Here is a 26738-nt window from a genome sequence, read left to right as displayed (position 1 = left end):
TCAGGGTCTGCGCTTAAAAAGCCCAACCAATGCATGCCGACAATCTTGCAAGTTGACCATATACCGCATCCATCGCTTGGTTCTATAAAGAACATAGAATAAAAATGACCCAAATCATCTAACCCAAAGGGTTCGAATACCAGTCAAAACAGGTGCCAGAAGTCATGCACAGGCCTACTGAAAAAATGAAAAACACATTGTTGGCTCGGATGCTTGCAGACAGCGGTGCGGTGCCAGCATTGAAGGTGGAATGCGTTGCATTGCAAGCCGGTTCTCTGACATCAGAATCTGATTTTTCGGTTTATTTTCCCGTCGATGCTTTGATCACGCTGGGGCCTGCCCATGTGACACCTTCGACACCTTCGGTGCGGCGTGCCACTGCGCTTGTTGGCCAGCATGGCTGTGTGGGGCCACTGCACAAAGGCGCGGCACTCATGCAAGCCCATGTCGTGGTGGCGGGGCAAGCCTATCGCGTGGACTGGGCGCCTGTGCGAGACGATCCGGCGCGTTACGCATCCTGGTTGTGGCACCAAACAGCGGCCATGCAAAGACGGGTCAGTCAAATGGCCCAATGGTCGTTTTGTGTGCAGCATCACACGCCCACGCAGAGTCTGAGCAGTTGGCTTTTGCAGTGTTTGGCGCAACATCCCCATGCTGGCCTGACCTTGAGCCTGAATGCGCTGCCGCAGTCCATAAGGCAATGGGCCGACACGTTTCAAACGGGTTCAAGGCAAGCACCTGAAGCTTCGGTTTTTGATGTGCGGGATGGGCGTTTGCACGTGCCGTCAGCAGCTGCGCTGGCCGCGCTGGCCTGCACCTGCCACGCGCAAATGCCGAGCCACGTGGCGCCAGCTTAGGGTCTTGTTTGTGGTGAGTGCTGCGAGGTGATGTGCCGTGCCAAAGACTCGGCCACTTTGATGCCATCCACCCCCGCTGACAAAATGCCGCCTGCGTAACTGGCCCCTTCGCCAGCCGGGTACAGGCCTTGGGTGTTGGTGCTCTGGTGGTCGTCGCCACGCGGCATGCGCAGCGGTGACGAGGTGCGTGTCTCGACGCCGGTCATGACCGCATCGGCCATGTCATAGCCACGAATCTTGCGACCGAACACCGGCAACGCCTCGCGCATGGCGGTCACGACGTAGTCGGGCAGCACCTCGGCCAGGTCAACCAATTTCACGCCGGGCTTGTAAGAAGCTTGCACGCTGCCCCAGGCTGTTGATGCGCGTTGTGCCAGAAAGTCGCCAACCAATTGACCGGGGGCTTCGTAGTTGCTGCCGCCCACTTCAAAGGCGCGGCTTTCCAGCTGACGCTGCAACACGATGCCCGACAGCGGGTGGCTGGCGGGCGGTTGCTGGTTTGCAAGTGCATGCGCTTCTTGTGCCAGCTGTGTGCCGTCGTCATGGCCAAAGGCGGCTTGCCAGGCGGCGGTGTCCAGTGGGTAGTCAGGTGGGTCAATCGCCACCACCATGCCCGCATTGGCATTGCGCTCGTTGCGTGAATATTGGCTCATGCCGTTGGTGACCACGCGACCGGCCTCGCTGGTGGCGGCCACCACGGTGCCACCAGGACACATGCAAAAACTGTAAACCGCACGGCCGTTTTGCGCGTGGTGCACCAGCTTGTAGTCGGCAGCGCCCAGCAAGGGGTGGCCCGCATGGCGGCCCCAACGCGCTTGGTCGATCACGCTTTGCGGGTGTTCGATGCGCACGCCAATGGAAAATGCTTTGGCCTGCATGGCCACGCCACGGCGGTGCAGCATGACAAAGGTGTCGCGCGAGCTGTGGCCCAAGGCCAGCACCGCATGGCGCGTGTGCAGGGTTTGGCTTTGGCCTGTGCGCAGGTCTTGCACTTGCAAGCCAGTCAATTGCTGGCCTTCGGCGGTGATTGACAGCAACACGTCGCTCACGCGCTGCTCAAACCGGATCTCGCCGCCCAGCGCGATGATTTGCTCGCGGATGTTCTCCACCACCTTGACCAGCTTGAAGGTGCCAATGTGCGGGTGTGCGGCAAACAGGATGTCGGCTGGGGCGCCTGCTTGGACGAATTCGTCCATCACCTTGCGGCCCAGGTGGCGCGGGTCCTTGATCTGGCTGTACAGCTTGCCGTCTGAAAACGTGCCTGCGCCGCCTTCGCCAAACTGCACATTGCTTTCGGGGTTGAGCACTTTTTTGCGCCACAAGCCCCAGGTGTCTTTGGTGCGTTCGCGCACCGGTTTGCCGCGTTCGAGCACGATGGGCCTGAAACCCATCTGCGCCAAAGCCAGTGCCGCAAACATGCCGCAAGGGCCAAAACCCACCACCACCGGGCGCTCGCCTTCTTGTGCGCCAAAGCCTTGCGGCGCTTGGCAGGGCGCATGCCAAGCCATGTCGGGCGTGGGCTGGATGTGTGGGTTTTGCTCGAACTGCTGCAGCAAATGGGCTTCGGCCTGTGCGTTGTTCAGAGCGATGTCCACGATGTACACCGCCAACAAATCAGCCTTACGTGCGTCAAAGCTGCGCTTGAACACGGTCAGCGTGGCGATGTCTGCGGGGGCGATGCCCAGCGCTTGCGCCGCCAATTGGCGCAAGGCGGCCTCGGGATGGGGGGTGGGCAGGCGGTCTTCGTCGGTTTCGCTCGGCGCATCGGCGGCGCGGCGCACTTCAACGGGCAGGGCCGAGAGGGGGAGTTTGAGTTCGGAAATTCGGATCATGGCGGCCTCTGTGGCTTGTGGTTATCAAGCAAGAGGCTTATTTTATCTGCGGTGCTGCAGCCGCATGCTTGGGGTGCATGTCATTCCTGACGCAATGCGGTCACCCCGGGCGAAGACCCGGGGTCCACCTCCGCCGCAGCCATGGATCCCGGATCAAGTCCGGGATGACAAGGGGGTCTAGTCTGGGAGGACAACAGGGTCTAGTCTGGGATGACAACAGGGTCAAGTCTGGAATGACATGTCGACGTCAGAGGACTCAAGCCGGCAAGAAGCCTTCGATCGACAAATAGCGCTCGCCTGTGTCGTAGTTGAAGCCCAGCACGGTGGACCCTGCGGGGAGTTCGGCCAGTTTTTGCGCGATGGCCGCCAGCGTCGCGCCGGACGAGATGCCCACCAACAGGCCTTCTTCGCGGGCCGATCGGCGGGCGTATTCGCGTGCGGCTTCGGCGTCGACCTGGATCACACCGTCCAACAAAGAGGTGTCCAAGTTTTTCGGAATGAAGCCCGCGCCAATGCCCTGAATCGGGTGCGGTGCCGGTGCCCCGCCCGAGATCACGGGCGAGGCCGCTGGCTCGACCGCGAACACCTTGAGGTTTGGAAAGTGGGCCTTGAGCACACGGGCCGTGCCCGACAGGTGGCCGCCTGTGCCCACGCCGGTGATGAGCGCGTCAATGCCGTCGGGAAAGTCGGCCAGGATTTCTTGTGCCGTGGTGCGCACATGCACCTCGGTGTTGGCTGGGTTTTCAAACTGCTGGGGCATCCACGCGCCGGGGGTGTTGGCCACCAGCGCTTCGGCGCGGGCGATGGCGCCTTTCATGCCCTTTTCGCGCGGCGTCAAGTCAAACGTGGCGCCATAGGCCAGCATCAGGCGGCGGCGTTCGATGCTCATGCTGTCGGGCATGACCAGCACCAACTTGTAGCCCTTGACGGCGGCCACCATGGCCAGACCAATGCCGGTGTTGCCCGAGGTCGGCTCGATGATGGTGCCGCCGGGCTTTAAGGCACCTGACTTTTCGGCGTCTTCGACCATGGCCAGCGCAATGCGGTCCTTGATCGAGCCGCCGGGGTTGCAGCGCTCGGACTTGATCCAGACATTGGCGTGCTCACCAAACAGGCGGTTGATACGCACATGCGGTGTGTGGCCGATGGTGTCAAGGATGGTGTGGGCTTTCATGGGGGTTTTCCTGGCTGAAACGGTCAATTAAAAAAATCATTGTGCGTGAAAGTTCAGACACTGGGCGGTATGAGCTTATGCCCGCAGGCGATAATCACTCCGTGAAGCTCGCCAGACCGTCGCTGGTGCAAGACCCGAAAGGGTGCACTGGAGGAACGTCCGGACTGCACAGGACAGCGTAGGAGGTAATACCTCTCCACCGTGAGGTGAGGATCAGAGCAACAGAGACGAGCCGATTGAGTTCGGGTGAAACGGGCAATCTCTACGCGCAGCAATACCAAGTAGGCCTTCCTGAAGTGAGGCGGTTCGCCGCATCGCTTTTCCCTGTGGTTCCGCGGGGTGAGTTGGCGGGTAGGTAGCATCGAGCCGGGTGGGCGACCCCCGGCCCAGAGTAATGGCGGTCACGCAGCGGGCAACCGTTGTGCACAGAATCCGGCTTATCGGCGAGCTTCACACTTTTTCGATGGCCAAAGCCAAAGCCAAAGCCCATGCCTAAGCTCTTGGCGCCTCTGTTTGGTTTGCCGACAACAAAAAACCCGCCGAAGCGGGTTTTTGTGTTTTGGCAGCGCCAACTTCAGCCGCGTGAAGGCATCAAGCTGCCCGCCAACGCAAACACCGAATTGGGCGCGGTGATCTTCAAGGTGCTTTTGGGCTTGGCGAACACGCCGCGTTTGATGGCCGCCTGGGGCGCTGGCTCGACGGTGACGCCCTTTGTCCGCTGCTCGGCCACCAGTTGGCGCAGGCTGATGGATTGCAAATGGGTCAGCATTTTCTCGTTCAGGCTGGCCCACAGATCGCTGTTCATCCAGCCGCCATCGGCTGCCGCTTCTTCGTCCGAAGGCGCATCGACAGCGCCCACGATGTCGGCCATGGTGATTTTTTCGGCACTGCGCGACAGCGAATAACCGCCGCCGGGGCCGCGGGTGCTTTCGACCAGGCCTTGCTGGCGCAGTTTGCTGAACAGCTGCTCCAGGTAGGACAGCGAAATTTGGTGACGCACGCTGATGGCGGCCAATGACACGGGGCCGCGGTCTTCGCGCAGCGCAACGTCAATCATGGCGGTGACAGCAAATCGACTTTTGGTGCTCAAACGCATGGTGTGCTCCTTTCTGCGTTGTGCAAAGCCTTTTGGGGCTTTGCGGGGTCACAGGCTGAGGGTTCGCCGTTGTGACTGATCAGTTATTTTCTCAGACTGACTCGTTAATTGGGGATTGCCCGTTTCAATTCAAGGGTAAATCCTGTGTATTTTTGTCGGAAATTGATTAGAAGCGCTCGTAGCCTTCGAGCTGACGCCACTGTCCGGGCTCCAGTGGGGCCAAGCTGAGGCGGCCCACCCGCTGACGGCGCAGGTCTTGCAGCGGACATTGCTGGTCTAGCCAACGGCCCAGTTCCTGCCCGTCGATGTCTTTGCCTGCGATGCGCAGCACGGTCAGGGTGTCGGTTTGACGGTTGATGCTGGCGCGAATGCCGGGACCGTTGAGGGCTTTCAGCGTGGCCTCGTTCACAGGGCCATCCAACGTGGCCATCCATTCTTGTTCCATCGGGCTGCGGCGGTCTTCAAGGTGGCGCAGCACGCCCACATCGTCCGAAAAAATGCACAAACCGCTGGCGGGTTTTGCCAAGGGCAAGGGCATTTGCATTTTGGCCAGGCGTTCGTGTCCCCAAATGCCGGGTTGGGCGGCTTTAAGGCCAACCGTGTCTTGCAGCCAGGCCAGATTGGCCACCCGGTCGGCAGGCTTGAACAGCACCAAGGTCATGGGGGCTAGGGCGGCCATGGAGACCAGGCGGTTGACGGAGACGGTTTGTTCTTCTTGCACGCGCCGAGCCGGGTCGGTGACGACTTTGCCTGCGACCTGCACGCCGCCAGCCACGATCAGGGCTTCGGCTTCGCGGCGTGAGCAGTTTTGGTCGGCGGCCACGCGTTTGGCCAGGCGAATGCCTTCTTCAGAGGAAATCATCAAATCTTTCAAAAAATCTTAAGTGGCTTCAAGACAGGGCTTGCTCGCGGATGTGGTCTACATGCGCTTGCAGTGAGCGTGCGGCCACGGGCCACAGGCGGGAAGGGACGTCGTCGTAGGCTTTTTCTACCCATTCTTGCAGGCTGCCCTGGGGCAGGGCCTGCATCGCGGCGGCGATTTTGGCTTCGCGTTTGAGGCGGTGGGCCTTGAGCTGCGTGATGGCTTGGTGGGCAAAGCCCAGCACATGGCCGTGCGCGGGCAAGATGAATTCAATGTGGCCCGCCTCGCAGGCCGTGGCCAGTTTGTCGAGCGAATCCAAATAGTCGCCCATGTGGCCGTCGGGTGGGTCGATCACGGTGGTGCTGCCGTTGAGCACGTGGTCGCCTGAAAACAGCAGGCCGTCTTCTTCGAGCACCAGGCACAGGTGGTTGGCCGCGTGGCCAGGCGTGTGCACCACGCGCAGGGTGTGCGTGATCTCGCCTTCTACGCCTGTGCCTTGCAGCACCAATTTTTCGCCGTCGGCCAATTCGCGATCGGGGGCGAAGCGGCTGTTGGCGCGGGCCGTGGGGCGTGAGGCCAAGCCCAAAATAGGCGGCTTGTTCGTGCACAGCGCTTGCAAGGGGGCCGCGCCGGGTGAGTGGTCCGGGTGTGAGTGGGTGCACACAATGGCTTTGATTTGCCCGCCCGCCGCCCGCCACAGCCTTTGCAGGTGCTCGTCGTCGGCAGGTCCCGGGTCGATGGCGATGAAGCCGGTGTTGGGGTCGCCTACCAAATAGCTGTTGGTGCCAGGGCCGGTCATCACGCCGGGGTTGGGGGCGGTGAGGCGCTGCACGTTTTTGAGCAGCGGCACACTTTGATCGGTCTGCCAGTCCAGGTGGTGGTGGATCTGGCCATCGGGCGTGACCAGGGCCAGCTCGCCAAAGGGCGGCTCGTGCTCCATGTAACGCGCTTCGTTGCCCGCCAGCCAACCGGCACGGGGGCAGCTGGTCCAAAGCGGTTCGTCGTTCACGGCGCAGGCTTGCAGCACCGCGTCCACGTTGGCAAAGGCCTGCAGGCGTTCGAGCGTGCGGATGGTCGGAAAGATGATGTAGAAATCGCCTGCTTTGTGACGGGTCAGTGCGTCGACCGGGCGCACCCAGACGGGTTCAAACTGTTCGGATTCATCGGCCACCGGCGTTTGGCCTTCGGGCATGCGGGCTACCAAAAAGGGCACATCAAAGCGGCGCGGCAAGTCGCGGTCGGTGATCCAGTGGGCCAGCACAAACACCTGGTCGGCCGCCAGCGTCAGGCCCTGGGCTTGGCACTGGGCGGCGAAAGGGGCTTTGCGGTCGAACTTGGCGATGTCGGTGTGGTTGGCCCAGCGCTGATCGGTGTGGCGGGCCAACAAAACCCCCAGCTCTTCAAAGCTTTCGCGGATCGCGGCGATGGCTTGCGTCAAGTGCAAGTCGCTTTGCTTGATGCGGCGAGTGGACAGGGCATGGGCTTGGGCATCGGCGGCGTCCACTCCCCCGCCTGGAAACACATAGGCGCCGGGCGCAAAACTGGCCGTCATTGAGCGGCGTGTCATCAGCACCTCGATACCTTGCGGGCCATCGCGCAGCAGCAGCACGGTGGCGGCTGGGCGCAGCGGGGCGGGTTCGCGTTGGGGGTGCAGGAGTTGGGATGTGCGTGCCATGCCCCATTATCGGGCCGGGATGCGCCAGGGCTTGCCCGGTTCTGGGCAAGGGCAAAGGCGATAATCGTGGCCATGCACATTCGCTTTACCAAGATGCAAGGGGCCGGCAATGATTTTGTCGTGCTCGACGAGACGCGTGGCCGCCTGGGTCTGAACGCGGCCCAATACCGATTTTTGGCCGATCGCCACTTTGGTGTTGGGGCCGACCAAATCCTCACGGTGCGGCCCTCGCCTGCGCCCGGACTGGACTTTGAATACGTGATCCACAACGCCGATGGCGGCGAGGTGGAGCACTGCGGCAACGGGGCACGGTGCTTTGTGCGCTATGTGCGCGACAAGGGCCTGACCGACAAAACCACGGTGCGTGTGAAGGTGCAGCAAGGCGAGATCGAGCTGCGCATGAACCCCGATGGCCGCGTCACAGTCAATATGGGCGCGCCGGTGTTTGACTGGGAGCGGGTGCCGTTCAACCCGATCGGCCTGATCAGCGACCAGGTCAACGGCTGGCCGGTGTTTGACTTGGCGTTGGGCGATCAAGGCATGGCCCGTGTGGGCGTGGTTTCTATGGGCAACCCGCATGCGGTGCAGCGCGTGGACGATGTGGACACTTTTGCGGTGCTGGCGCAAGGCCCGTTGGTTGAAAATCACCCGGCTTTTCCCAAGCGTGTGAATGCGGGCTTCATGCAGGTGGTCTCGCGCAGCCAGATCAAATTGCGGGTGTTTGAACGCGGCACGGGCGAGACCCTGGCTTGTGGCACTGGCGCGTGCGCGGCCGTGGTGGCGGGCATTCGCCAAGGCTGGCTGGACAGCCGCGTGGACGTACAGACCCACGGTGGCGTATTGACCATCGAGTGGGCAGGTCAGGCAGACAGCCCTGTGCTGATGACCGGCCCTGCCACTTCCGTGTTTGACGGCGCGATCGACATCCCTGACGCATTTTGAATTTTTGGAGCCACAACATGACCACGCCCGAACCCATGAGCCCGATCACCGAAGACGACATCGCCGACTATTTGGTGAACACGCCTGATTTTTTTGAACGCCACGCCTCTTTGTTGGCCACGGTGCAACTGACGCACCCGCAAAGCCACCGCACGGTGGGCTTGCAAGAGCGCCAGGCACAAATGCTGCGTGACAAGATCAAGGGGCTGGAGCACCGCATCATGGACATGATCCGGCACGGCAACGAAAACATGATCCTCACCGACAAGCTGCACCGCTGGGCTTGCGAGCTGCTGGTCACGCCCCCCGATCATTTGGCTGAGTTGGCGGTGGACAACATCCGCGAGCTGTTTCAGGTGCCTCAAGTGGCTTTGCGTTTGTGGTCTTTGCAGGGCGAACACGCCCAAGCGACTTATGCCCAAGGCGTGACCGAGGCGGCGCAGGTGCTGGCCACATCACTGGACCGGCCTTATGTCGGGCCGAACGCGGGTTACGAAGCTGTGCAGTGGCTGGACGCGCCGGCACAAGCGGCCTCTTTGGCGCTGCTGGCTTTGCGTGCCGCCCCCGGCCAGCCCGCTTTTGGCCTGCTGGTGTTGGCCTCACCGGATGCCCAACGCTTCAACAGCCAAATGGGTACTGACTTGCTCGAACGCTTGGCCGAGCTGGCGGGCGCGGCCTTGTCGGTGCTGCAAAAACCACAGGCCTGAGCCCATGTCGCAGGTGCAGGCCACCGACCCGCTGGTGTCCCGCTATCTGGACCATGTGCGCTTTGAAAAGCGCCTGGCCGAGCGCACCTGCACCTTGTACCAACTGGACTTGATTCGCCTGGCCGACATGGCCGCGGCATCCCATGTGCTCTTGCTGCAGGTGCAAACCGGGCACATCCGCCGCTGGGTGGCGCAAATGCACAGCGCCGGGCGCAGCGGTCGCGGTATCGCCCTTATTTTGTCGGGCTGGCGGGGGTTTTACACCTGGCTGGGGCGCGAAGGCCTGATGGCACAAAACCCGGTGGCCGATGTGCGGGCCCCGCGTGTGGCCAAGCCTTTGCCCAAAGCCTTGGGCGTTGACGAGGCGGTGCAACTGGCTGAACACGAAGAAGACAACGACGACCCCTGGCTCGAAGCCCGCGACGCCGCCATGGTCGAGCTGCTGTACGGCTGCGGCCTGCGCATTGCCGAGTTGACCGGCTTGGACGTGGTAGCCAGCACCGAAGCCAGCCGGGCGGGGCGCGGCTGGATCGACCTGCAAAACGCCGAGGTGCAGGTGCAAGGCAAGGGCAGCAAGCGGCGCACGGTGCCCTTGGGCCGCGCCAGCATCGAGGCGCTGACGCATTGGTTGGCCGTGCGGCCCCAGTTGCCCGGCATGCTGACGCAGCCCACCAAGGGGGCGTCCAGTTTGGCACTGGCGCTGTTTCCCGGTCGTCATGGCACCCGCTTGACGGCGCGGGGTGTGGCGCAGCGCCTGAAGCGCCGCAGCCTGTTGGCGGGCCTGGCCACCCCGGTGCACCCGCACATGCTGCGCCACTCCTTTGCCAGCCATGTGTTGCAGTCCAGCGGCGATCTGAGGGCGGTGCAAGAGCTGCTGGGCCACGCCAACATCAGCACCACACAGGTCTACACACGGTTGGATTTTCAGCACTTGGCCAAAACCTACGACGCGGCCCACCCCCGAGCCAAACGCAAATGAAGTCTTGATCGTGCCCGCCTGACCGGGCGCGGCCCTGGCCTCATCAGGGCATGCCACGGCGCACAGGCTGGCCGCTTGAATTCGTCGCTAAACTCCCCAACTCTTGTTTTCTTGTCTTGAAGTGGAACCTCGCCATGTCTCTGATCCCCACCACCATCCTCACCGGCTTTTTGGGCGCGGGCAAAACCACGCTGCTCAAGCGCGTCTTGACCGAGGCCCATGGCCAGAAGATCGCCGTGATCGAGAACGAGTTTGGTGAAGAAAACATCGACAACGACATCCTCGTCTCGGACACCAACGAGCAAATCATTCAGATGAGCAATGGCTGCATTTGCTGCACCATCCGCGAAGACCTGCGCGTGACTTTGCAGTTGTTGGCCGCCAAGCGCCGCAAGGGCTTGCTCAACTTTGACCGCATCGTGATCGAGACCACGGGCTTGGCCGACCCAGGCCCAGTGGCGCAGACCTTTTTCATGGACGACGAGATCGCCGAGACCTTTTTGCTCGACTCCATCTTGACCTTGGTGGATGCCAAGCATGCGGCCCAACAATTGAACGACCGCCAAGAGGCGCGTCGCCAAGTGGGCTTTGCCGATCAGATCTTCATCAGCAAGGCTGACCTGGTGTCTGCCCCTGAGCTCGATGCTTTGCAGCACCGACTGAAACACATGAACCCGCGTGCCCCGCAAAAAGTGGTGCATTTTGGCGAAGTGGCGCTCTCCGAGGTGTTTGACCTCAAGGGCTTTAACCTGAACGCCAAACTGGACATTGACCCGGACTTCCTAAAAGAAGACGACCACGACCACGCGCATGGGGAGCACTGTGATCACCCGTCGCACCAGCATGACCATGACCATGACCATGACCATGACCATGACCACGGCGAGCACTGTGATCACCCCTCGCACCAGCAGGGCGATGCTCATGAGCATGCCCATGGTCAAGGCCAAGGCCATCACCACCACCATGACGACGACGTGAAAAGCTTCGTCTTCCGGTCCGAGCGTGCCTTTGATCCGGCCAAGCTGGAAGACTTCTTGGGTGCGATCGTCAACATCTATGGCCCCCGAATGCTGCGCTACAAGGGGGTTCTTAATATGCGCGGCACCGAACGCAAGGTGATCTTCCAGGGCGTTCACCAATTGATGGGCAGCGATTTGGGGCCCATGTGGGCCGATGGCGAAGTCAAAACGAGCAAGATGGTCTTCATTGGCATCGACTTGCCCAAAGACATTCTGTTGCAGGGCCTGGAGCAGTGCCTGGTTTGACTTGAGCTTGGTTATTGGCGTGCAAGGCCGTCTCGCCCCAATTGGCGTGAACTTGTCTTTAATCGACGAGTCGTCGTTTTTTGATCGTTCTTATCGTTACAATCGCCCGCCTGAAGTCCCCCTTTTAGGACAGGCTGGCGAACCCCATAAGGTCTATAACAAGGGTTTGAAGTACAAATGAACAGGTTTTTCAATCGGTTGCTGCAGTGTGGCAAGAGGTTTAGGCCTGCCTTTTCACACGGCTAGGAGACAAGACGTGAAGACCTCGACTCAAAAAACATCGACCAAAGTAACTGCAGCCAAGGCGAAATCCAAGGCTGTACCGGTTAAAAAAGGGGTCGCCAAGCCCGCGGCACCTGCCAAAGCGGTGGCCAAGCCACCCGCGAAGCCAAGTTCTTCGACCGCATCGAAAACCAAAACGGCGGCACCAGCTTCCAAGTCAAGCAAGTCCCCTTCAACCGTGACGCCTGCCTCCAAGGCCGCGCCCGTGAAAACCAAACTTGTTGCATCGGCCCCTGCAAAAGCCGTTGCGGCAACCCCTAAGCCGACCTCTGCCCCCAAGGCAAAGGCCGCACCCGCGCCGTCCCCTAAAAAGACGGCCTCTGTACCTGAAGCGAAACCTATGACTGTTAAAAAAGTGGCGACACCGACTCCCCCGGTCGCCCAACCTGCCGTGACGGCGGTGGCGACACCTGCTGCGCCTGACCAATTGATTCGTGCAACCCGTCCATCCGCACGTTTGGCTCAAATCACCGTTCCTTCCTTGCCTCAGGCGGTGGCCTCTACCGCCGCAAAGGCCAGCTTCATGCCGAGTGCGCCTGTGGCAACGGTTTCAGCCCCTTTTGCGCCGATCAAAAAGGACCCCAAGCTGGCCAACAACTGGAAGTCGAAACCGGTAGAAGAATTGGTCGATGCCGAACTTCTGGCCATGCCCGACACGGAATACATGAACAACGTGCAAATGGCGTATTTCCGCCGCAAGTTGTCCATCTTGAAGCAAGAAATCCTGAACAGCGCAGGTGCCACTACCGAGCACTTGCGTGAAGACACCGTGGTGGTGCCCGACCCGGCAGACCGAGCCACCATCGAAGAAGAACACGCGCTTGAGCTGCGTACACGCGATCGCGAACGCAAGCTGCTCAAGAAAATTCAGCAATCCATTGGTTTGATTGATTCGGGAGAATACGGTTACTGCGATGAAACCGGCGAGCCCATTGGCGTGGGCCGTTTGCTGGCCCGTCCGACCGCGACCTTGTCTTTGGAAGCTCAGCAACGCCGTGAGCTGAAGCAAAAGATGTTCGGCGACTGAGCCGCGACCGCGCTGTCTTTGCATCGAAAAAAACCCCTGCCCAGGGGTTTTTTTTCGTCCTCATCAAGTTCGACCCGACCAAAAAGACTTTTTGAAGAGGCCGATTCAAGTGCCTGGTGCAGCAACGTGTAAGTCGTCAAGCACCCAAAGCCATCTGATCAGCTGTTGCACGGGTCGGGCGTTGCGTGAAAACAAGACAAACGGGTCTACACAAGGCGGCGCAGTAAACCAAGAGCGCGCATTGGCGCATGCCAACGATTCCGGTTGACGGGAGATGGGCTGCGAGTATTGGTTTTAATTATTGACAAATATGTTAAGTGGAATTTAATAATTGCAAAACAGTTAATATAATATAATTAAAACTGTCAAATGTACATTTTGTCAACTCAGCCAATTTCACAAAACGACGCCATATGCAAAAAATCATCGCTACTTTGACATCGCCAGAAGGTGTTGTGTCTCGTCAAACCATGGTCAAGTTCGCGGGTCAGCCCATTCAACTGAATGTGCCTGCGGGTACCAAGCTGGATTTGCAGGTGCAAGGGCAAGCCCCAGCCCAAGGCAAAACCCTCAAGGCCGATGCAAAGCCAGAATTGAAGCTCCAGCAAGCGGGCAACAAGTTGTTGGTTGAGGGTGAGGGCGAGGTGCTGGTGGAAGTGGCTGATTTTTATGCAAACCCCAATTCGTCTGTTGGAAGTCTGAGCTGGGATTACAGCGCGCTGCCAGACGGCATCACTGCTCAGAACGTTGAGGGCAAGGCCGCTACTGAAGTTATGGGCTCGAGCGTGTCCGAGGCTTCTAATGCGATGTCTTTTTTGGGTGGCTTGAGTGCACCTGCTGCTTTGGCTGTTGGTGGTGTGGGCCTGGCGTTGGCCTCTGGCGGGGGTGGTGGCGGGGGTATTGGCGCGACGTCAACAAGCACTCCTGCCGCGCCAACCCTGTCCCTGGCCGCTGCCAGCCAAGTTTCGCCCAGCCAGATCGGCGCCACCCAGTTGGCCAAGCCGACCTTCACGGGTACGGCACAAGCTGGCGCATCGGTCAACGTGTACGACAGTGGCCTCTTACTGGGCACGGCGGTAGCCAATAGTTTGGGCGTTTGGAGTGTGACCAGCAGTTTGGATTTGGGTACGGGCAGGCACAGCAATGTGTACGCAGTGCAAACCGATCCGGCTGGCAACATCAGTCCTGCATCGGCTGTCTATACGGTTACCGTTTTACCCGTTACTGCAGCGCCGACCAACACCTTTGTCCCTGCCAACTATGTTTTTTCGATCAGTAGCAGCGACATCAATGGTGACGGTGCGCTGGATATTGGTGTCGCGGTCCGAAGCAATTTCGTCGCCTTGCTCAAGAGCGATGGGACAGGTGTTTTCTCGGCGCTTGCGCACAACATGCCTAAACTGAATGTGACATTTAACACAGCAGCAACTGGGTTGGTTGACTTCAACGGGGATGGGCGTACGGATGTGATCAGCCTGCCAATTCTTGGGAACGACACTGCGTTTGCGGGCTTGTCGCAGTCTTATTTTGTAAATAGGGGCGGCGCCGATCGTTTGATCAATGTAGCCCATGCCGCCGATGCTTATACCCGCAACAATCTCACAGATTACGTGGGGTTCACTGCGATGAACCTGATGGGCGATATCAACGGCGATGGCTTCTTGGACTTCTCGGTCGGGTATTACGACTCGGCCATGGGTAAAGGCAACGTCAGCTACATGTTGTCTACCGGTGCGGGGTTGTGGCGTCAGGTTTTCAGCTTTGACGGCACGCCAGCACCCACGGGCGACCTGCCCTCGGCCATGTCGGTAGACCTCAATGGAGACGGTCTGTTGGACCGCGTGACGGTCAAGGCCACTTCGGGGGACACCTTGTCGTGGTTGGCCAATGCGCAGGGCGGAGGATATACCTTATCGTCCACCTTGACAGCTTTGAATCCTTTGAGCACTGGCCGTTCGGCTGCGCTCAACCAAGCGGTCGATCTGAATGGTGATGGCTTTCTCGATCTGGTGGGGGTTGGCGGCAAAGTGGCCTATGGAAGTGCTAATGGTCAATTAACGGCAGCCACCTTGATCGTGAGTGGCGCAACAGCAAACGGCGGGGGCGCTCCATGGCAGACCATGGCGGGCGATGTCAATGGTGATGGACGTCTGGACATGGTTTACTCAGACGCGTTGAACAACTTGGTGGTGGCCTTGCAGAATACCGACGGCACTTACACCAACGGTGCGGCTGGGATTGGCTGGGGCGCACTTGGCTTGAACTTGAATGAAGTCACTTTGGGGCTGCAACTGCTTGATGTCAACGGTGATCGCAGCCTGGACTTTGTGGCCTTGGGTGCCCCAGTGGCCCCCATAGGCGAGTTCCCGGTCGGTCAATCTTCGGTCAAGCTCAACACCACCGTCGTGGCAGAGAACACCTTCTTGCGCGTGGTGGTGGCCAACGACCATGGCGGTCAAGACGCCTACGGTGCGGTGGTGCGCTTGTACGACAGCGCCACCGGGGCCTTGGTGGCCATGCGCAGTGCCAGCACGGCCAGCGCTGCACGCAACGCCAACTTCGGCAGCTACGGCGCAGACTTCTTTGGTCTGGACCCGGCCAAGACCTATGACGTGGCCGTGGTCTACCCCGGCAGCGACAAGCAAGTGACCGTGGTCACCGGCAAAGCCGGCTTGGGCGTGTCGGGCATCAACAGCACAGCGCTCAACCAGATCGTGGACAGCAGCCTGACGGGCGTGAGCGCAGGCGGCAAAGACGTGATCTGGGTGGCCAAAGAAAACCGCAGCACCAGCACCACGGGCGGCTACTGGCAAGGCGCCAACCTGGCCGACCAGATGGTGGGCGACAAAGGCAATGACGTGTTCAAGCCCAACGGCGCACGCGCAGGTGAAGTGGGTGACACCCTGACCGGTGGCGGCGGCAACGACCGCTTCGTGTTCGATGTCAAAGCCACGCTCAACACGGGCGCGACCATCACCGACTTCACAGCGACGGCAGGGGCCGAGGCCGACAGCATCGACATGGGCGCACTGCTCACGGCGGTGGGCTACACCGGAGCCCGCACAGCGGCAGGCGTGGCCGACTGGGTCAAGCTGGTGGATGTGGGCGGCAAGACCACGGTGCAAGTGGACGCGCACGCGGGCACGGCAGGCGCAGCCTCGGGCTTTGTGGACCTGGTGACGCTCAACGGCGTGAGCGGCAAGAGCTTGGCGCAACTGGTCTCAGGCGGCTTTGTGCACCTGGGCGGGGTGCAAGTCAGCGGCGTTGTGGCCGACCAAACGGTGACAGAAGCGGCCTCGCAAACGGGCGTGAAGCTGGCAGCGGCGGCAGTGGTGGCCGCAGAAGGCGGACAGTGGGCGGCAGGCTTTACGGGCGGCAAGCTGGTGGTCAGCCTGTCGGGTGCGACAGCGGCAGACACATTGGGCTTTGACACCAGCGTCAACAGCGTGGGCTACGACAGCGGCACACGGGCGGTGAGCATTGGCGGCACCCATGTGGGCACGGTCAGTGCGACGGACAACGGGGTGGGCGCATTGGGCAAATTGGCCATTGCGTTTGACTTTGCAGCGGCAGGAGCCAACTACGCCACAGAGGCGCAGCAGGCCCAGGCAGTGCAGGCCGTGATGCAGTCGCTCAAGCTGACATCGGCGAGCGAAGCGCCGACAGCGCTGGACCGCGCGATCACGTTCACGCTGACCGATGCACTGGGTGACACACTGGATGTGTACAGCGGCTTGCACATCACGCCGTTGGCCGACAACGCGACTTTGGGTGGCGTCAATTACGTCACAGGTACTGAGTCGGTGGAGACACTGACCGGCACGGTGGCCGATGAAACCATCATTGGTTACAACGGCGTGCCCACGGCGAGCAACTTGGCCAGCTTGAACACGGCCTTGACGTTTGGCGACACCTTGACCGGTGGCGGCGGCAAGGACACCTTCAAGTGGTTGAGCCAACAGCTGATGAACTCGGATGCCAGCGACAAGATCACCGACTTTGGCCTCAAGGGCGGCACGGGCACAGGCCAGGGCACAGCCGAAGCCGACGTGCTGGACTTGTCTGCATTGCTCAAGGGCTACAACGGCAGCAGCACCTTGTCTGACTATGTGCAGGCGGTGGCTGTGGGAGGCAAGGTGCAGATCCAGGTGGACTTTGATGGCAAGGCCAATGGCAGTGCGTTTGAGAAGACCTGGTTCATGACGCTGGACAACCTGACGGTGAACGGCAACAACGAGGTACTGGCCAACGGCGCCACGGTGGCGACCACATCGGGCAACCTGACGCTGGCCAACTTGGTGCAGCAGATGGTGACGGACAGCCAGTTCAAGCTGCTCTGAGCGAAGGTGCTGTGATCGCCGCAAGGTGATCACAGCCAGATCACGACAGCCGCATTGAAGTGGCATGAAAAAGCCCCCAAGGTCGAAAGGCCTTGGGGGCTTTTTATTCTTGTGGTCGTTCTTTGTTTGTGCATGACTGAAGTTTTGCTGCGCCATAAGGTGACTTTGTGCATTTCATGCACTCACTATTTTTAGTTTTAACATCCTTAATAGGTTACTTTCATTGCCGCTTGTAAGTGCCTAATTTAAATGAAAATTTCCCCTGTTGGCACGTTCGATTTCAGCGCTAAGCTATTGATTTCATTGAAAAAAATCGATCTATACCGGTTGAGTTGCCTCGAATTCCTGATACAGTGCAAAAAAGTGCAATTAAGTGGGGAAAAGTGTCCCTGCTTGCATTTTTCAACTGAAAAAAGGTCGCTGTCGTGTTTCAAGGGGCTTCATCGCTGAGTCTGGATGCCAAAGGGCGGTTGTCTGTACCGACCCGGCACCGTGACGTCTTGAGTGCCACAGCGCAAGGCCAACTGACGATCACCAAGCATCCCCATGGCTGTTTGATGGTGTTTCCCCGCACCGAGTGGGAAAAGTTCCGCGAGCGCATTGCCCAGTTGCCCATGTCTGCCCAGTGGTGGAAGCGCATTTTTTTGGGCAACGCGATGGATGTCGAGATGGATGGCACTGGACGCGTGCTGATTTCGCCCGAGTTGCGTCAGGCCTCCGGCATTTCCAAAGACACCGTGTTGCTTGGTATGGGCAACCACTTTGAGTTGTGGGACAAAACCACCTACGACGCGCAAGAGGCTGAGGCCATGCAGGGCGAGATGCCCGATGTGTTCAAGGATTTCTCGTTCTGAACGCCATGACCGACCCTGTACTGACCCATACCACTGTGCTTTTGAACGAGGCGGTGGATGAATTGCTCCAGGCTTCAGCAGGCGCCGATGGCGCTTATGTCGATGCCACTTTTGGTCGTGGTGGTCACTCCCGTTTGATTTTGTCGCGCTTGTCTGCACAAGGTCGTTTGCTGGCTTTTGACAAAGACCTTGAAGCTATTGCCGAAGCTGGGCGCATTGACGATGCCCGCTTTTCGATCCGGCACGAAGGCTTTTCTAACCTGGGGGAGTTGCCACCCGCCAGCGTCGATGGTGTGCTGATGGACTTGGGCATCAGCTCTCCCCAAATCGACAGCCCCGAGAGGGGTTTTTCTTTTCGTTTTGAGGGCCCGCTGGACATGCGCATGGACACCACGCGCGGCGAAAGTGTGGCCGATTGGCTGGCAACAGCCACGGTGGATCAAATCACGGAGGTGATACGTGACTATGGCGAAGAACGGTTTGCTTTTCAGATTGCAAAGGCGCTTGTGGCTCGCCGACAAGAGCGGGGCCCAATTTCAACCACCTCCGATTTGGCCCAGCTCGTGGCTGACACGGTCAAAACTCGCGAGCCGGGCCAGAACCCAGCAACGCGGACATTTCAGGCTTTTCGGATTTTCATCAACGCAGAGCTTGCGGAGCTCGAACAAGCGCTAGAGGCCAGCCTGCATGTGCTGGCCCCTGGCGGCCGTTTGGTGGTGATCAGCTTCCATTCGCTGGAAGACCGCATCGTGAAGCAGTTCATCGCCAAGCATTCCAAAGAAGTGGTGGATCGGCGTGTGCCCTTTGCGGAACCCGTGAAGATGCGCTTAAAAGCCTGTGGTCGCACTCGCCCAAGCGAGGCCGAGGTGCGAGGCAACCCGCGTTCGCGCAGCGCTATCATGCGCATGGCTGAGCGTACCGAGGTGCCAGCGTGACCCGCTTGAGTATTTTTCTGTTGCTGGCGGTGATCGCCAGCGCGCTGGTATTGGTGCACAGCCAGTACGAGACGAGGCGCTTGTTCATGGCGCTGGAGTCAGCCAACAAAGAAGCCAAGCGCCTGGCCGTGGACCAGGATCGCCTGCAGGTCGAGCGTCGCGCTCAAGCCACGCCGTTGCGTGTGGAGCAAATCGCACGTCAGCAGTTGCAAATGCGTGCGGCCTCGCCTGCCATCACCCAGTACGTGTCCAGCCAGGATGCTGCGTCTTCCGCAAAAGAGGCTCGCCCATGAGCCGCAGCGTCCAACTTTCATCCAGCCCTTTGCTGGCCAGCAAAACACCGGTTTGGCGCAGCAAATTCATTGTGGCTGCCATTGCTTTGGGCTTCATGGGCTTGGTGGCACGTGCGGCTTATGTCCAGGTTTTTGCAAACGATTTCTTCATTCGACAGGGTGAAGTCCGTTTTACGCGAACACTCACATTGCCGGCCAACCGGGGCCGTGTGCTGGATCGCAATGGCATGTTGTTGGCGTCAAGCGTGCCTGCGCCCAGCATCTGGGCCAATCCTGAAGACATGGAGCGCGACCCGGCCAAGTTGCTCGAGCTGGCCCGCCTGCTTGAGTTGACGCCTGCCGAGTTGACCAAAAAACTCAAGGACGATGAAAAAACCTTTGTCTGGTTGCGCCGACAACTGGATGAGTCGGTGGTCAAACAAATTCTGGCGTTGGGCATCAAGGGTGTTTACGACATCAAGGAATACAAGCGCTTGTATCCCGAGGGCGAAGCGGCGGCCCACATTGTGGGCTTTACCAATGTGGAAGACCAAGGCCAAGAGGGCGTTGAGCTGATTTTTCAGAAGCAACTGTCTGGCAAGCCGGGTTCGCGTCGCGTCATCAAAGACCGATTGGGTCGTGTGGTTGAAGACGTGGGCGAGGCGGTGCCGCCCGTTGATGGCGAAGACCTGCAGTTGAGCATCGACAGCAAAGTGCAGTTCTTTGCCTACCAGAAGTTGCGCGAGGCGGTGCTGGAGAACAAAGCCAAAGCAGGCAGCGTGGTGGTGCTGGATGCCCAGTCGGGGGAAATTTTGGCGTTGGCCAATTACCCCAGCTATTCGCCGGACAAGCGGGTCAACCTGAGCGGTGAACAACTGCGCAACCGGGCTTTGACGGACACGTTCGAGCCGGGCTCGACCATGAAGCCTTTTGCCGTGGCGCTTGCCCTGGAAAAAGGCCTGGTCAAGCCCGAAACGCCGATCCAGACGGCACCTGGCCGCATCACCATCACGGGCTCAACCATCACCGACGCGCATCCGCACGGCGTGCTCACGGTGAACGAGGTGATTCAGAAGTCCAGCAACGTGGGCACGGTCAAGATGGCCATGCAGATGCAGCCCCGCGAAATGTGGGAAATGTATGCCCAGGTCGGCTTTGGGCAAAAGCCGCAGTTGCCGTTTCCGGGCGTGGTCAGCGGGCGTTTGCGTCCTTACAAAACATGGCGCCCTATTGAGCAGGCCACCATGAGTTATGGCTATGGTATTTCAGGCAGTTTGTTCCAGGTGGCGAGGGCTTACACGGTCTTTGCCCGAGATGGCGAGGTGGTGCCAGCGACGCTGATGAAAGCCGATCACCAGGTGCAGGGTGTGCGCGTCATCAGTGCAGAAAATGCCAAAGCCATGCGCAAGATGCTGCAGATGGCTGCAGGCCCTGGCGGGACGGCGCCCAAAGCGCAGACCATGGGTTATTCCGTGGGCGGCAAAACCGGCACGGCACACAAACAAGAAGGCAAGGGTTACGCGGGCAAAAAATACCGGGGCTTTTTCGTGGGCATGGCACCCATCGAGGCCCCGCGGATCGTCGTGGCCGTCATGATCGACGAGCCCAGCAATGGCCGTTATTTTGGTGGCGATGTCGCCGCGCCTGTGTTCAGTCAGACCGTGCAACAAACCCTGCGTTTGATGGGTGTGCAGCCTGACATGGCGGTCAAACCGCAGATCGTGGCTAATTCGGTCGAGGAGTCGTTCTGATGCATACGCTGCACAGCGCCCTCGACGCGGCCCACTGGTTGCGCAGCCGCGTGACTGGAGAGTTGCGCACAGACAGCCGCAGGGTGCAGCCGGGTGACGCGTTCATCGCTTGGCCTGGTGCAGCGACCGATGGGCGTCAGTATTTGGTGCAAGCCTTGGCACAAGGTGCCACGGCCTGTTTGCTCGAAGAAGAAGGGCACGCCCCTTGGCTGAAGGCCTTGCCCGATGCGTCGTCCAATGCCGATTGCCTGGCTGTCATGAAGGGCCTCAAGGCCCAGACCGGCCTGGTCGCCGATGCGTATTACGAACAACCCAGTCAGGACTTGCAAGTGCTGGCCGTGACCGGCACCAATGGCAAAACGTCTACGGCCTGGTGGCTGGCCCAGGCCTTGGCTTCGCCGGTGTTGAACCAGGTCTGCGGCTTGATCGGCACCTTGGGTGTGGGCCAATTGCCCCATCTGGTGAGCACCGGCATGACCACCCCCGACCCGGTGCTGATGCAACGGCAGTTCCGTGAGTTTGCCGATGGCGGTGTGACGCATTGCGCCATCGAAGCGTCTTCGATCGGGCTGGCCGAGCACCGCTTGGACGGCACCCAAATTCGCGTGGCTGTTTTCACCAATTTCACGCAAGACCATCTCGACTACCACGGTGATATGGCCCGCTATTGGTTGGCCAAAGCCGCTTTGTTCAGTTGGTCCGGTTTGCAGGCCGCCGTGGTCAACATCGATGACTCCCAAGGGCGCTTGTTGGCTGGGCAGTTGCAAGGCGGCTCGCTCGATGTCTGGACTTGCTCGCGCAAGGGCTCAGCCCGTTTGCAAGCCCGTAGCCTTCCCGGTGCCGAGGGTCTGGCGTTTGAAGTCGTCGAAGGTGCCGATGTGCAGACTTTGCGCACAGGCCTCATGGGTGACTACAACATCGACAACCTGTTGGGCGTGATCGGCAGCTTGCGTGCCCTGGGCTTTAAGTTGGCGCAAGCGGTGCAAGCCTGTGCGCATTTGACAGCGGTGCCGGGCCGCATGCAGAGGGTCGGGAAAGACCTGCCGTTGGTGGTGGTGGATTACGCGCACACACCCGATGCCGTAACGCATGCATTGACCGCTTTGCGTTCGCAAGCTGCGGCGCGTGGCGGCCGCCTGTGGTGTGTGCTGGGTTGCGGCGGAGACCGCGATGCCCTGAAGCGCCCCATGATGGCGGCGGCCGCCGAGGCAGCAGCTGACCAGTTGATGCTCACCAGCGACAACCCCCGCTCTGAATCGCCGGAGGCCATTCTGGCTGCGATGGTGTCAGGCTTGAGCCGCCCTGCGCAGTCGCTTATCCAGCCAGACCGTGCGCTGGCCATAGCCCAAGTGGTGGCACAAGCCGCTGCACAAGATGTCGTGTTGGTGGCCGGCAAAGGCCACGAGACTGAGCAAGAGATCATGGGCGTGCGCCACCCGTTTTCGGATGTGGTGCAGGCACAAATCGCTTTGCAGGAACGTGCGGCGCTGCACCAGGGGGCGACTGCATGAACACCCTGAATTCCAAAATGAACCTGAAGCTCGACCTGGCATTGAGTTGGCTGAGCCAGGCACGCGGCGTGAATATTCAGTCTGTGACGGCTGATCGCGTGCACACCGACAGCCGCAGCTTGCAGGCGGGCGACTTGTTTGTGGCTTTGCGCGGCGAGCGTTTTGACGGTAATGAGTTCATTGCGCAGGCCAAAGCGCAAGGCGCGGTGGCCGTGGTGTGCGAAGCCTCGGGTGAGATGCAAGCGATGGCGCACGATTTGCCGGCGTTGGTGGTGTCTGACGCACGCATCGCTTTGGGCGAATTGGCCGCAGGCTGGCGTGCGCAGTTCGATTTGCCGGTGATTGCCGTGACGGGCAGCAACGGCAAGACCACCGTGACGCAAATGATCGCGTCCATCTTGCGTGCGCATGCGGGCAAAGACGCCTTGTCTACGCAGGGCAATCTGAACAACGACATTGGCGTGCCGCTGACCTTGTTCAACCTGCGGGCCCATCACCGCATTGCCGTGGTCGAGTTGGGTATGAACCACCCCGGCGAAATCGCCTATCTGTCCAAGCTGGCCAAGCCCACCGTGGCCTTGGTCAACAACGCGCAGCGTGAACACCAAGAGTTCATGGGAACGGTCGAAGCTGTGGCCCATGAAAACGGGGCTGTGCTGCAGGCATTGCCCCCTGAGGGTGTTGCCGTGTTTCCGTCTGATGACGTTTACACACCCATCTGGCAAGCGTTGTCTGGTCAGCGATTGCAGCGCTGCTTTGCCATGGCCTCTGCCAATGAGGCCGACGTGCGGGCCACCGTGGTGGTCTGGCAGTCCGGAGCCTGGCAGTTCACCCTCAAAACACCAGAAGGCACCGCACCCGTGCGCTTGCACATTGCTGGTCGCCACAACGTGAAGAATGCATTGGCGGCCAGTGCCTGCGCACTCGCAGCGGGTGTGCCGTTGGCTGTTGTAGCGCAGGGCCTGTTGGCCTTTGAGCCGGTCAAGGGCCGTTCGCGTGCGCTGGTACTGCACAGCGGTGGTGCCGACATCACCTTGATCGACGACACCTACAACGCCAACCCTGACTCGGTCCGCGCCGCCATCGACGTGTTGGCCGAGTTGCCCGCGCCGCGTTTGCTGGTGTTGGGTGATATGGGCGAGGTGGGCAACCAGGGCCCCGAGTTTCATGCCGAGGTTGGCGCCTATGCGGCCGAGCGCGGCATTGAGGCGCTCTTCACCTTGGGTGATTTGTGCGTGCACAGTGCACAGGTATTTGCTGCGGCTCGGCATTTCCCTGACATGGCCAGCCTGTTGGCGGCCGTTACCGCTCAAGTCGGGGAGTTTCAAAGTGTGGTGGTCAAAGGCTCGCGTTTCATGAAGATGGAGCGTGTGGTCGAAGCCTTGCTGTCACTCGGTGAGGCGCACCACACTCAATACAACAACAAAGGGGAGGCCCATGCTGCTTAGCCTGGCCCAATGGTTGCAAAGTTTGTCTCCGGAGTGGGGCTTTTTGCGTGTTTTCCAATACATCACGTTCCGTGCGGTGATGGCCGCGATGACGGCGCTCTTGATCGGTCTGGCTGCTGGCCCCTTTGTGATCCGCCGCCTGACATCGCTCAAAATCGGTCAGCCGATCCGTGGCTACGGCATGGAGTCGCACTTGGCCAAAAGCGGCACGCCCACCATGGGCGGCGTGCTCATTTTGTTGTCCATCGCCATCTCCACCTTGTTGTGGTTTGACCTGTCAAACCGCTTTGTCTGGATCGTGCTGGTGGTGACACTGGCTTTCGGTGCCATCGGCTGGGTGGACGACTGGCGCAAGGTGGTCAACAAAGACCCAGAAGGCATGCGCTCGCGCGAAAAATATTTCTGGCAGTCGGTGATCGGCTTGTTGGCCGCGCTGTATTTGGTGTTCAGTATTTCTGAAGTGTCCAACCTGCGCGTGCTGGACCTGTTTGGCAAATGGGTCATGTCTGGTTTTGATGTCAACCTGCCTCCTAAGGCCGGTTTGCAGGTGCCGTTTTTCAAAGAGATCAATTACCCATTGGGTGTTTTGGGTTTTGTGCTCATGACCTATCTGGTCATTGTGGGGGCCAGCAACGCCGTCAACTTGACCGATGGTCTCGATGGTCTGGCCATCATGCCGGTCGTCATGGTCGGCTCGGCCTTGGGCGTGTTTGCTTATGTGACGGGCAGCTCGGTTTACTCCAAATACCTGTTCTTCCCGCACATTCCGGGCTCGGGCGAATTGATGATTTTCTGCGCCGCTATGGCGGGCGCAGGTTTGGCATTTTTGTGGTTCAACACCCATCCGGCCCAGGTTTTCATGGGCGATGTGGGGGCTCTGGCATTGGGTGCGGCTTTGGGCACCATCGCGGTCATCGTGCGCCAGGAAATCGTGCTGGCCATCATGGGCGGCATCTTTGTGGTCGAAGCTTTGTCGGTGATGGCCCAGGTGGCCTATTTCAAATACACCAAGAAGAAATATGGCGAAGGTCGGCGCATCCTGAAGATGGCCCCCTTGCACCACCATTTTGAAAAGAGCGGCTGGAAAGAAACGCAAGTGGTCGTGCGTTTCTGGATCATCACCATGCTGCTGTGTCTGGTCGGCTTGTCGACCCTGAAGCTGAGGTAAGCCATGCAGCTCCAAGGTCAACACGTTCTGATTCTCGGTTTGGGTGCTTCGGGCCTGGCGATGGCCCGTTGGTGCGCCCACGCCGGGGCAGACGTGACCGTGGCCGACACCCGCGAGACGCCGCCTCAGCTGGCCGCCTTGCAGGCCGAGTGGCCAGCTGTTCGATTCGTGGCCGGGCCATTTGTGGGTGGTTTGGTTGAAGGCACTTCGGTTCGTGCCGTGTTTCGAAGCCCGGGTTTGGCCCCTGATGTGGTGGCCCCGGTGGTCGACGCAGCGCAAGCCATGGGCCTGTGGCAAGGCGGCGAGCTGAGTTTGTTTGCCGCAGGTTTGCAGGATTTGAAAGACCGCTTTGGCTATGCCCCACAGGTGCTGGCAATTACCGGAACCAACGGTAAGACCACGGTCACATCGCTGACCGGGCAGTTGGTGGCGCGTGCGGGCAAGACGGTGAAAGTGGCGGGCAATATTGGCCCAACACTGCTCGACACCTTGACCGAAGCCATGGCGCAAGCCCAGTTGTTGGTCGATGAGCAAGCCAATGCACACGAGGCAGAACGGCTGGCCGAGCTGACATCCCAGTCCGACGCCCAATCCCCATTGCATGCCTCCGAGCCAGTCAGCCAAGAGGTGATCGAAGAGGTCCAGGACGAGCCGCAAGACACATCCTTTGCGGATGACGACGAAGAAGAAGCTCCGCTGTTGCCGATGGCCCCCGTTGCCCCCGTCGTTGAACACCCTATGGCGCAGGCCTTGCCGCAAGTCTGGGTGCTGGAGTTGTCCAGCTTCCAGCTCGACAGCAGCGAAGGCTTCGAGCCGACTGCGGCGACGGTGCTGAACCTCTCGCAGGATCACCTCGACTGGCATGGCTCCATGGCGGCGTATGCCGCCGCCAAGGCCCGTATTTTTGGGGCGCAAGCCTTGATGGTGCTCAACCGCGAAGACACGCAAGTCATGGCCATGCGGCCCGCCCCTGTGCGCGTGAAACTGCAAAAGCCAGTAGAGCGTGCTTGTGTGACCTTTGGTGGTGACATGCCCCAGCGTCCCGGTGACTTTGGCATTGAAGTGATGAACGGCATGACCTGGTTGGTGCGTGCGCTGGAAGCTGACGAAACGCGTCGCCGTCGCAAAGACGAAGCCGAAGAGCTGCACATTCAACGGCTCATGCCCGCAGATGCTTTGCGCATTCGCGGACGGCACAACGCCGTCAATGCACTCGCTGCCTTGGCCTTGGCTGGCAGCGCGGGCTGTGCTTTGGGCCCCATGCTGTACGGCCTTCGCGAATACCGGGGTGAGCCGCACCGCGTGGAGCCTGTGGCCATCGTGGGCGAGGTGGAATATTTTGACGACAGCAAAGGCACTAACGTGGGGGCCACCGTGGCCGCCCTGCAAGGCCTGGGCGCTGACCGCCGCGTGGTGGTGATTCTGGGGGGCGATGGCAAAGGCCAAGACTTTGGGCCCTTGGCTGATCCTGTCACGCGCTTTGCCCGTGGCGTGGTGCTGATCGGGCGTGATGCCCCGCGCATTCGCGAAGCACTGCAAGACATTGGCGTGCCTTTGCACGATGCCGCAGACATGGCCGATGCCGTAGCGCAAGCGGCGGCGATGGCACAAAGCGGTGATGCGGTGTTGATGTCTCCTGCTTGTGCAAGTTTTGACATGTTTGACCACTATGGCCACCGGGCCGAGGTCTTTTGTCAGGCTGTGGCCCGCTTGGCCGAAGCGGCTGGCGTGACGATGGAGGGCGGACTGTGAGCGAAG

General features: G+C 60.1%; 21 protein-coding genes and 1 other RNA gene. 16 read left to right on the top strand and 6 right to left on the bottom strand.

The annotated features are described in order from the left end of the window. Positions 1-185 precede the first annotated feature (185 nt). A complete protein-coding gene (locus tag BN3544_RS12245; protein WP_019430199.1) occupies positions 186-857 on the top strand; it encodes a cyclic nucleotide-binding domain-containing protein in 672 nt (223 codons plus the stop codon). Here BN3544_RS12245 and BN3544_RS12240 read toward each other — a convergent pair. Further along, positions 854-2689, bottom strand: coding sequence for an NAD(P)/FAD-dependent oxidoreductase (locus BN3544_RS12240; RefSeq protein WP_019430200.1), 1836 nt, complete (start codon positions 2687-2689; stop codon positions 854-856). The genes BN3544_RS12245 and BN3544_RS12240 overlap by 4 nt on opposite strands. Before the next feature lie 256 nt (positions 2690-2945). Next, a complete protein-coding gene (gene cysK / locus BN3544_RS12235; protein ID WP_019430201.1) occupies positions 2946-3863 on the bottom strand; it encodes a cysteine synthase A in 918 nt (305 codons plus the stop codon). 103 nt (positions 3864-3966) lie between these two features. Here cysK and rnpB point away from each other — a divergent pair. After that, an RNA gene (gene rnpB / locus BN3544_RS12230) (RNase P RNA component class A) lies at positions 3967-4319 on the top strand. A gap of 118 nt (positions 4320-4437) precedes the next feature. Here rnpB and BN3544_RS12225 read toward each other — a convergent pair. From BN3544_RS12225 to BN3544_RS12215, 3 genes are all read right to left on the bottom strand, one after another. After that, entirely contained in the window at positions 4438-4959 is a 522-nt protein-coding gene (locus BN3544_RS12225) for an Rrf2 family transcriptional regulator (protein ID WP_019430202.1), read from the bottom strand. 166 nt (positions 4960-5125) lie between these two features. Beyond that, complete coding sequence (locus BN3544_RS12220; RefSeq protein WP_036075190.1) at positions 5126-5821, bottom strand: S4 domain-containing protein; 696 nt, start codon at positions 5819-5821, stop codon at positions 5126-5128. 28 nt (positions 5822-5849) lie between these two features. Continuing rightward, entirely contained in the window at positions 5850-7496 is a 1647-nt protein-coding gene (locus BN3544_RS12215; protein WP_019430204.1) for an MBL fold metallo-hydrolase, read from the bottom strand. 72 nt (positions 7497-7568) lie between these two features. On the opposite strand from BN3544_RS12215, the gene dapF reads away from it, so the two are divergent. The 4 genes from dapF to BN3544_RS12195 all read left to right on the top strand — a co-directional run bounded on the left by dapF (position 7569) and on the right by BN3544_RS12195 (position 11392). Beyond that, on the top strand, positions 7569-8438 hold the full coding sequence (dapF, locus tag BN3544_RS12210; protein ID WP_019430205.1) for a diaminopimelate epimerase: 870 nt from the start codon (positions 7569-7571) through the stop codon (positions 8436-8438). Between the two features lie 17 nt (positions 8439-8455). Further along, a complete protein-coding gene (locus BN3544_RS12205) occupies positions 8456-9145 on the top strand; it encodes a DUF484 family protein (RefSeq protein WP_026036686.1) in 690 nt (229 codons plus the stop codon). 4 nt (positions 9146-9149) lie between these two features. Beyond that, positions 9150-10124 (top strand): tyrosine recombinase XerC, encoded by a 975-nt coding sequence (gene xerC, locus BN3544_RS12200; RefSeq protein WP_019430207.1) that lies wholly within the window; start codon positions 9150-9152, stop codon positions 10122-10124. Between the two features lie 134 nt (positions 10125-10258). Then, positions 10259-11392, top strand: a complete 1134-nt coding sequence (locus tag BN3544_RS12195) for a CobW family GTP-binding protein (RefSeq protein WP_019430208.1) — start codon at positions 10259-10261, stop codon at positions 11390-11392. Between the two features lie 270 nt (positions 11393-11662). On the opposite strand, the gene BN3544_RS14300 is transcribed toward BN3544_RS12195, so the two are convergent. Continuing rightward, on the bottom strand, positions 11663-11839 hold the full coding sequence (locus tag BN3544_RS14300) for a hypothetical protein (RefSeq protein ID WP_155820504.1): 177 nt from the start codon (positions 11837-11839) through the stop codon (positions 11663-11665). A 175-nt stretch (positions 11840-12014) separates the two neighbouring features. Here BN3544_RS14300 and dksA point away from each other — a divergent pair, with 175 nt between their 5' ends. The 10 genes from dksA to murD all read left to right on the top strand — a co-directional run bounded on the left by dksA (position 12015) and on the right by murD (position 26732). Beyond that, positions 12015-12701 (top strand): RNA polymerase-binding protein DksA, encoded by a 687-nt coding sequence (gene dksA, locus BN3544_RS12185; protein ID WP_050999105.1) that lies wholly within the window; start codon positions 12015-12017, stop codon positions 12699-12701. Between the two features lie 413 nt (positions 12702-13114). Further along, a complete protein-coding gene (locus BN3544_RS12180) occupies positions 13115-17041 on the top strand; it encodes a beta strand repeat-containing protein (RefSeq protein WP_019430211.1) in 3927 nt (1308 codons plus the stop codon). Positions 17042-17466: 425 nt separating this feature from the next. Then, positions 17467-17895 carry a division/cell wall cluster transcriptional repressor MraZ gene (gene mraZ, locus BN3544_RS12175; RefSeq protein ID WP_019430212.1) on the top strand — a complete coding sequence of 143 codons (429 nt, stop codon included), beginning with the start codon at positions 17467-17469 and terminating at the stop codon, positions 17893-17895. 5 nt (positions 17896-17900) lie between these two features. Beyond that, positions 17901-18830, top strand: coding sequence for a 16S rRNA (cytosine(1402)-N(4))-methyltransferase RsmH (gene rsmH, locus BN3544_RS12170; protein ID WP_019430213.1), 930 nt, complete (start codon positions 17901-17903; stop codon positions 18828-18830). Further along, on the top strand, positions 18827-19123 hold the full coding sequence (ftsL, locus tag BN3544_RS12165) for a cell division protein FtsL (protein ID WP_019430214.1): 297 nt from the start codon (positions 18827-18829) through the stop codon (positions 19121-19123). The genes rsmH and ftsL overlap by 4 nt, the downstream gene beginning before the upstream one ends. Beyond that, positions 19120-20853: a peptidoglycan D,D-transpeptidase FtsI family protein gene (locus BN3544_RS12160; RefSeq protein ID WP_019430215.1), complete on the top strand. Its 1734-nt coding sequence runs from the start codon at positions 19120-19122 to the stop codon at positions 20851-20853. Before ftsL ends, BN3544_RS12160 begins: the two co-directional genes overlap by 4 nt. Next, positions 20853-22364 (top strand): UDP-N-acetylmuramoyl-L-alanyl-D-glutamate--2,6-diaminopimelate ligase, encoded by a 1512-nt coding sequence (locus tag BN3544_RS12155; RefSeq protein ID WP_019430216.1) that lies wholly within the window; start codon positions 20853-20855, stop codon positions 22362-22364. Before BN3544_RS12160 ends, BN3544_RS12155 begins: the two co-directional genes overlap by 1 nt. Further along, entirely contained in the window at positions 22361-23812 is a 1452-nt protein-coding gene (gene murF / locus BN3544_RS12150) for a UDP-N-acetylmuramoyl-tripeptide--D-alanyl-D-alanine ligase (protein ID WP_019430217.1), read from the top strand. The genes BN3544_RS12155 and murF overlap by 4 nt, the downstream gene beginning before the upstream one ends. Further along, entirely contained in the window at positions 23802-24980 is a 1179-nt protein-coding gene (gene mraY, locus BN3544_RS12145) for a phospho-N-acetylmuramoyl-pentapeptide-transferase (protein ID WP_019430218.1), read from the top strand. Before murF ends, mraY begins: the two co-directional genes overlap by 11 nt. Before the next feature lie 3 nt (positions 24981-24983). After that, on the top strand, positions 24984-26732 hold the full coding sequence (gene murD, locus BN3544_RS12140; RefSeq protein WP_019430219.1) for a UDP-N-acetylmuramoyl-L-alanine--D-glutamate ligase: 1749 nt from the start codon (positions 24984-24986) through the stop codon (positions 26730-26732). Positions 26733-26738: the final 6 nt, after the last annotated feature.

This window comes from Limnohabitans sp. Rim47 (genome assembly GCF_001517545.1).
Lineage (GTDB): Bacteria > Pseudomonadota > Gammaproteobacteria > Burkholderiales > Burkholderiaceae_C > Limnohabitans_A.
This window is presented reverse-complemented; position numbering and strand designations above follow the sequence as displayed.

Excerpts from the sequence above, each read along its gene's own strand:
- BN3544_RS12245 (WP_019430199.1), top strand. The coding sequence starts at position 186 with ATGAAAAACACATTGTTGGCTCGGATGCTTGCAGACAGCGGTGCGGTG.
- BN3544_RS12240 (WP_019430200.1), bottom strand. The coding sequence starts at position 2,689 with ATGATCCGAATTTCCGAACTCAAACTCCCCCTCTCGGCCCTGCCCGTT.
- cysK (WP_019430201.1), bottom strand. The coding sequence starts at position 3,863 with ATGAAAGCCCACACCATCCTTGACACCATCGGCCACACACCGCATGTG.
- BN3544_RS12225 (WP_019430202.1), bottom strand. The coding sequence starts at position 4,959 with ATGCGTTTGAGCACCAAAAGTCGATTTGCTGTCACCGCCATGATTGAC.
- BN3544_RS12220 (WP_036075190.1), bottom strand. The coding sequence starts at position 5,821 with ATGATTTCCTCTGAAGAAGGCATTCGCCTGGCCAAACGCGTGGCCGCC.
- BN3544_RS12215 (WP_019430204.1), bottom strand. The coding sequence starts at position 7,496 with ATGGCACGCACATCCCAACTCCTGCACCCCCAACGCGAACCCGCCCCG.
- dapF (WP_019430205.1), top strand. The coding sequence starts at position 7,569 with ATGCACATTCGCTTTACCAAGATGCAAGGGGCCGGCAATGATTTTGTC.
- BN3544_RS12205 (WP_026036686.1), top strand. The coding sequence starts at position 8,456 with ATGACCACGCCCGAACCCATGAGCCCGATCACCGAAGACGACATCGCC.
- xerC (WP_019430207.1), top strand. The coding sequence starts at position 9,150 with ATGTCGCAGGTGCAGGCCACCGACCCGCTGGTGTCCCGCTATCTGGAC.
- BN3544_RS12195 (WP_019430208.1), top strand. The coding sequence starts at position 10,259 with ATGTCTCTGATCCCCACCACCATCCTCACCGGCTTTTTGGGCGCGGGC.
- dksA (WP_050999105.1), top strand. The coding sequence starts at position 12,015 with ATGACTGTTAAAAAAGTGGCGACACCGACTCCCCCGGTCGCCCAACCT.
- BN3544_RS12180 (WP_019430211.1), top strand. The coding sequence starts at position 13,115 with ATGCAAAAAATCATCGCTACTTTGACATCGCCAGAAGGTGTTGTGTCT.
- rsmH (WP_019430213.1), top strand. The coding sequence starts at position 17,901 with ATGACCGACCCTGTACTGACCCATACCACTGTGCTTTTGAACGAGGCG.
- BN3544_RS12160 (WP_019430215.1), top strand. The coding sequence starts at position 19,120 with ATGAGCCGCAGCGTCCAACTTTCATCCAGCCCTTTGCTGGCCAGCAAA.
- BN3544_RS12155 (WP_019430216.1), top strand. The coding sequence starts at position 20,853 with ATGCATACGCTGCACAGCGCCCTCGACGCGGCCCACTGGTTGCGCAGC.
- murF (WP_019430217.1), top strand. The coding sequence starts at position 22,361 with ATGAACACCCTGAATTCCAAAATGAACCTGAAGCTCGACCTGGCATTG.
- mraY (WP_019430218.1), top strand. The coding sequence starts at position 23,802 with ATGCTGCTTAGCCTGGCCCAATGGTTGCAAAGTTTGTCTCCGGAGTGG.
- murD (WP_019430219.1), top strand. The coding sequence starts at position 24,984 with ATGCAGCTCCAAGGTCAACACGTTCTGATTCTCGGTTTGGGTGCTTCG.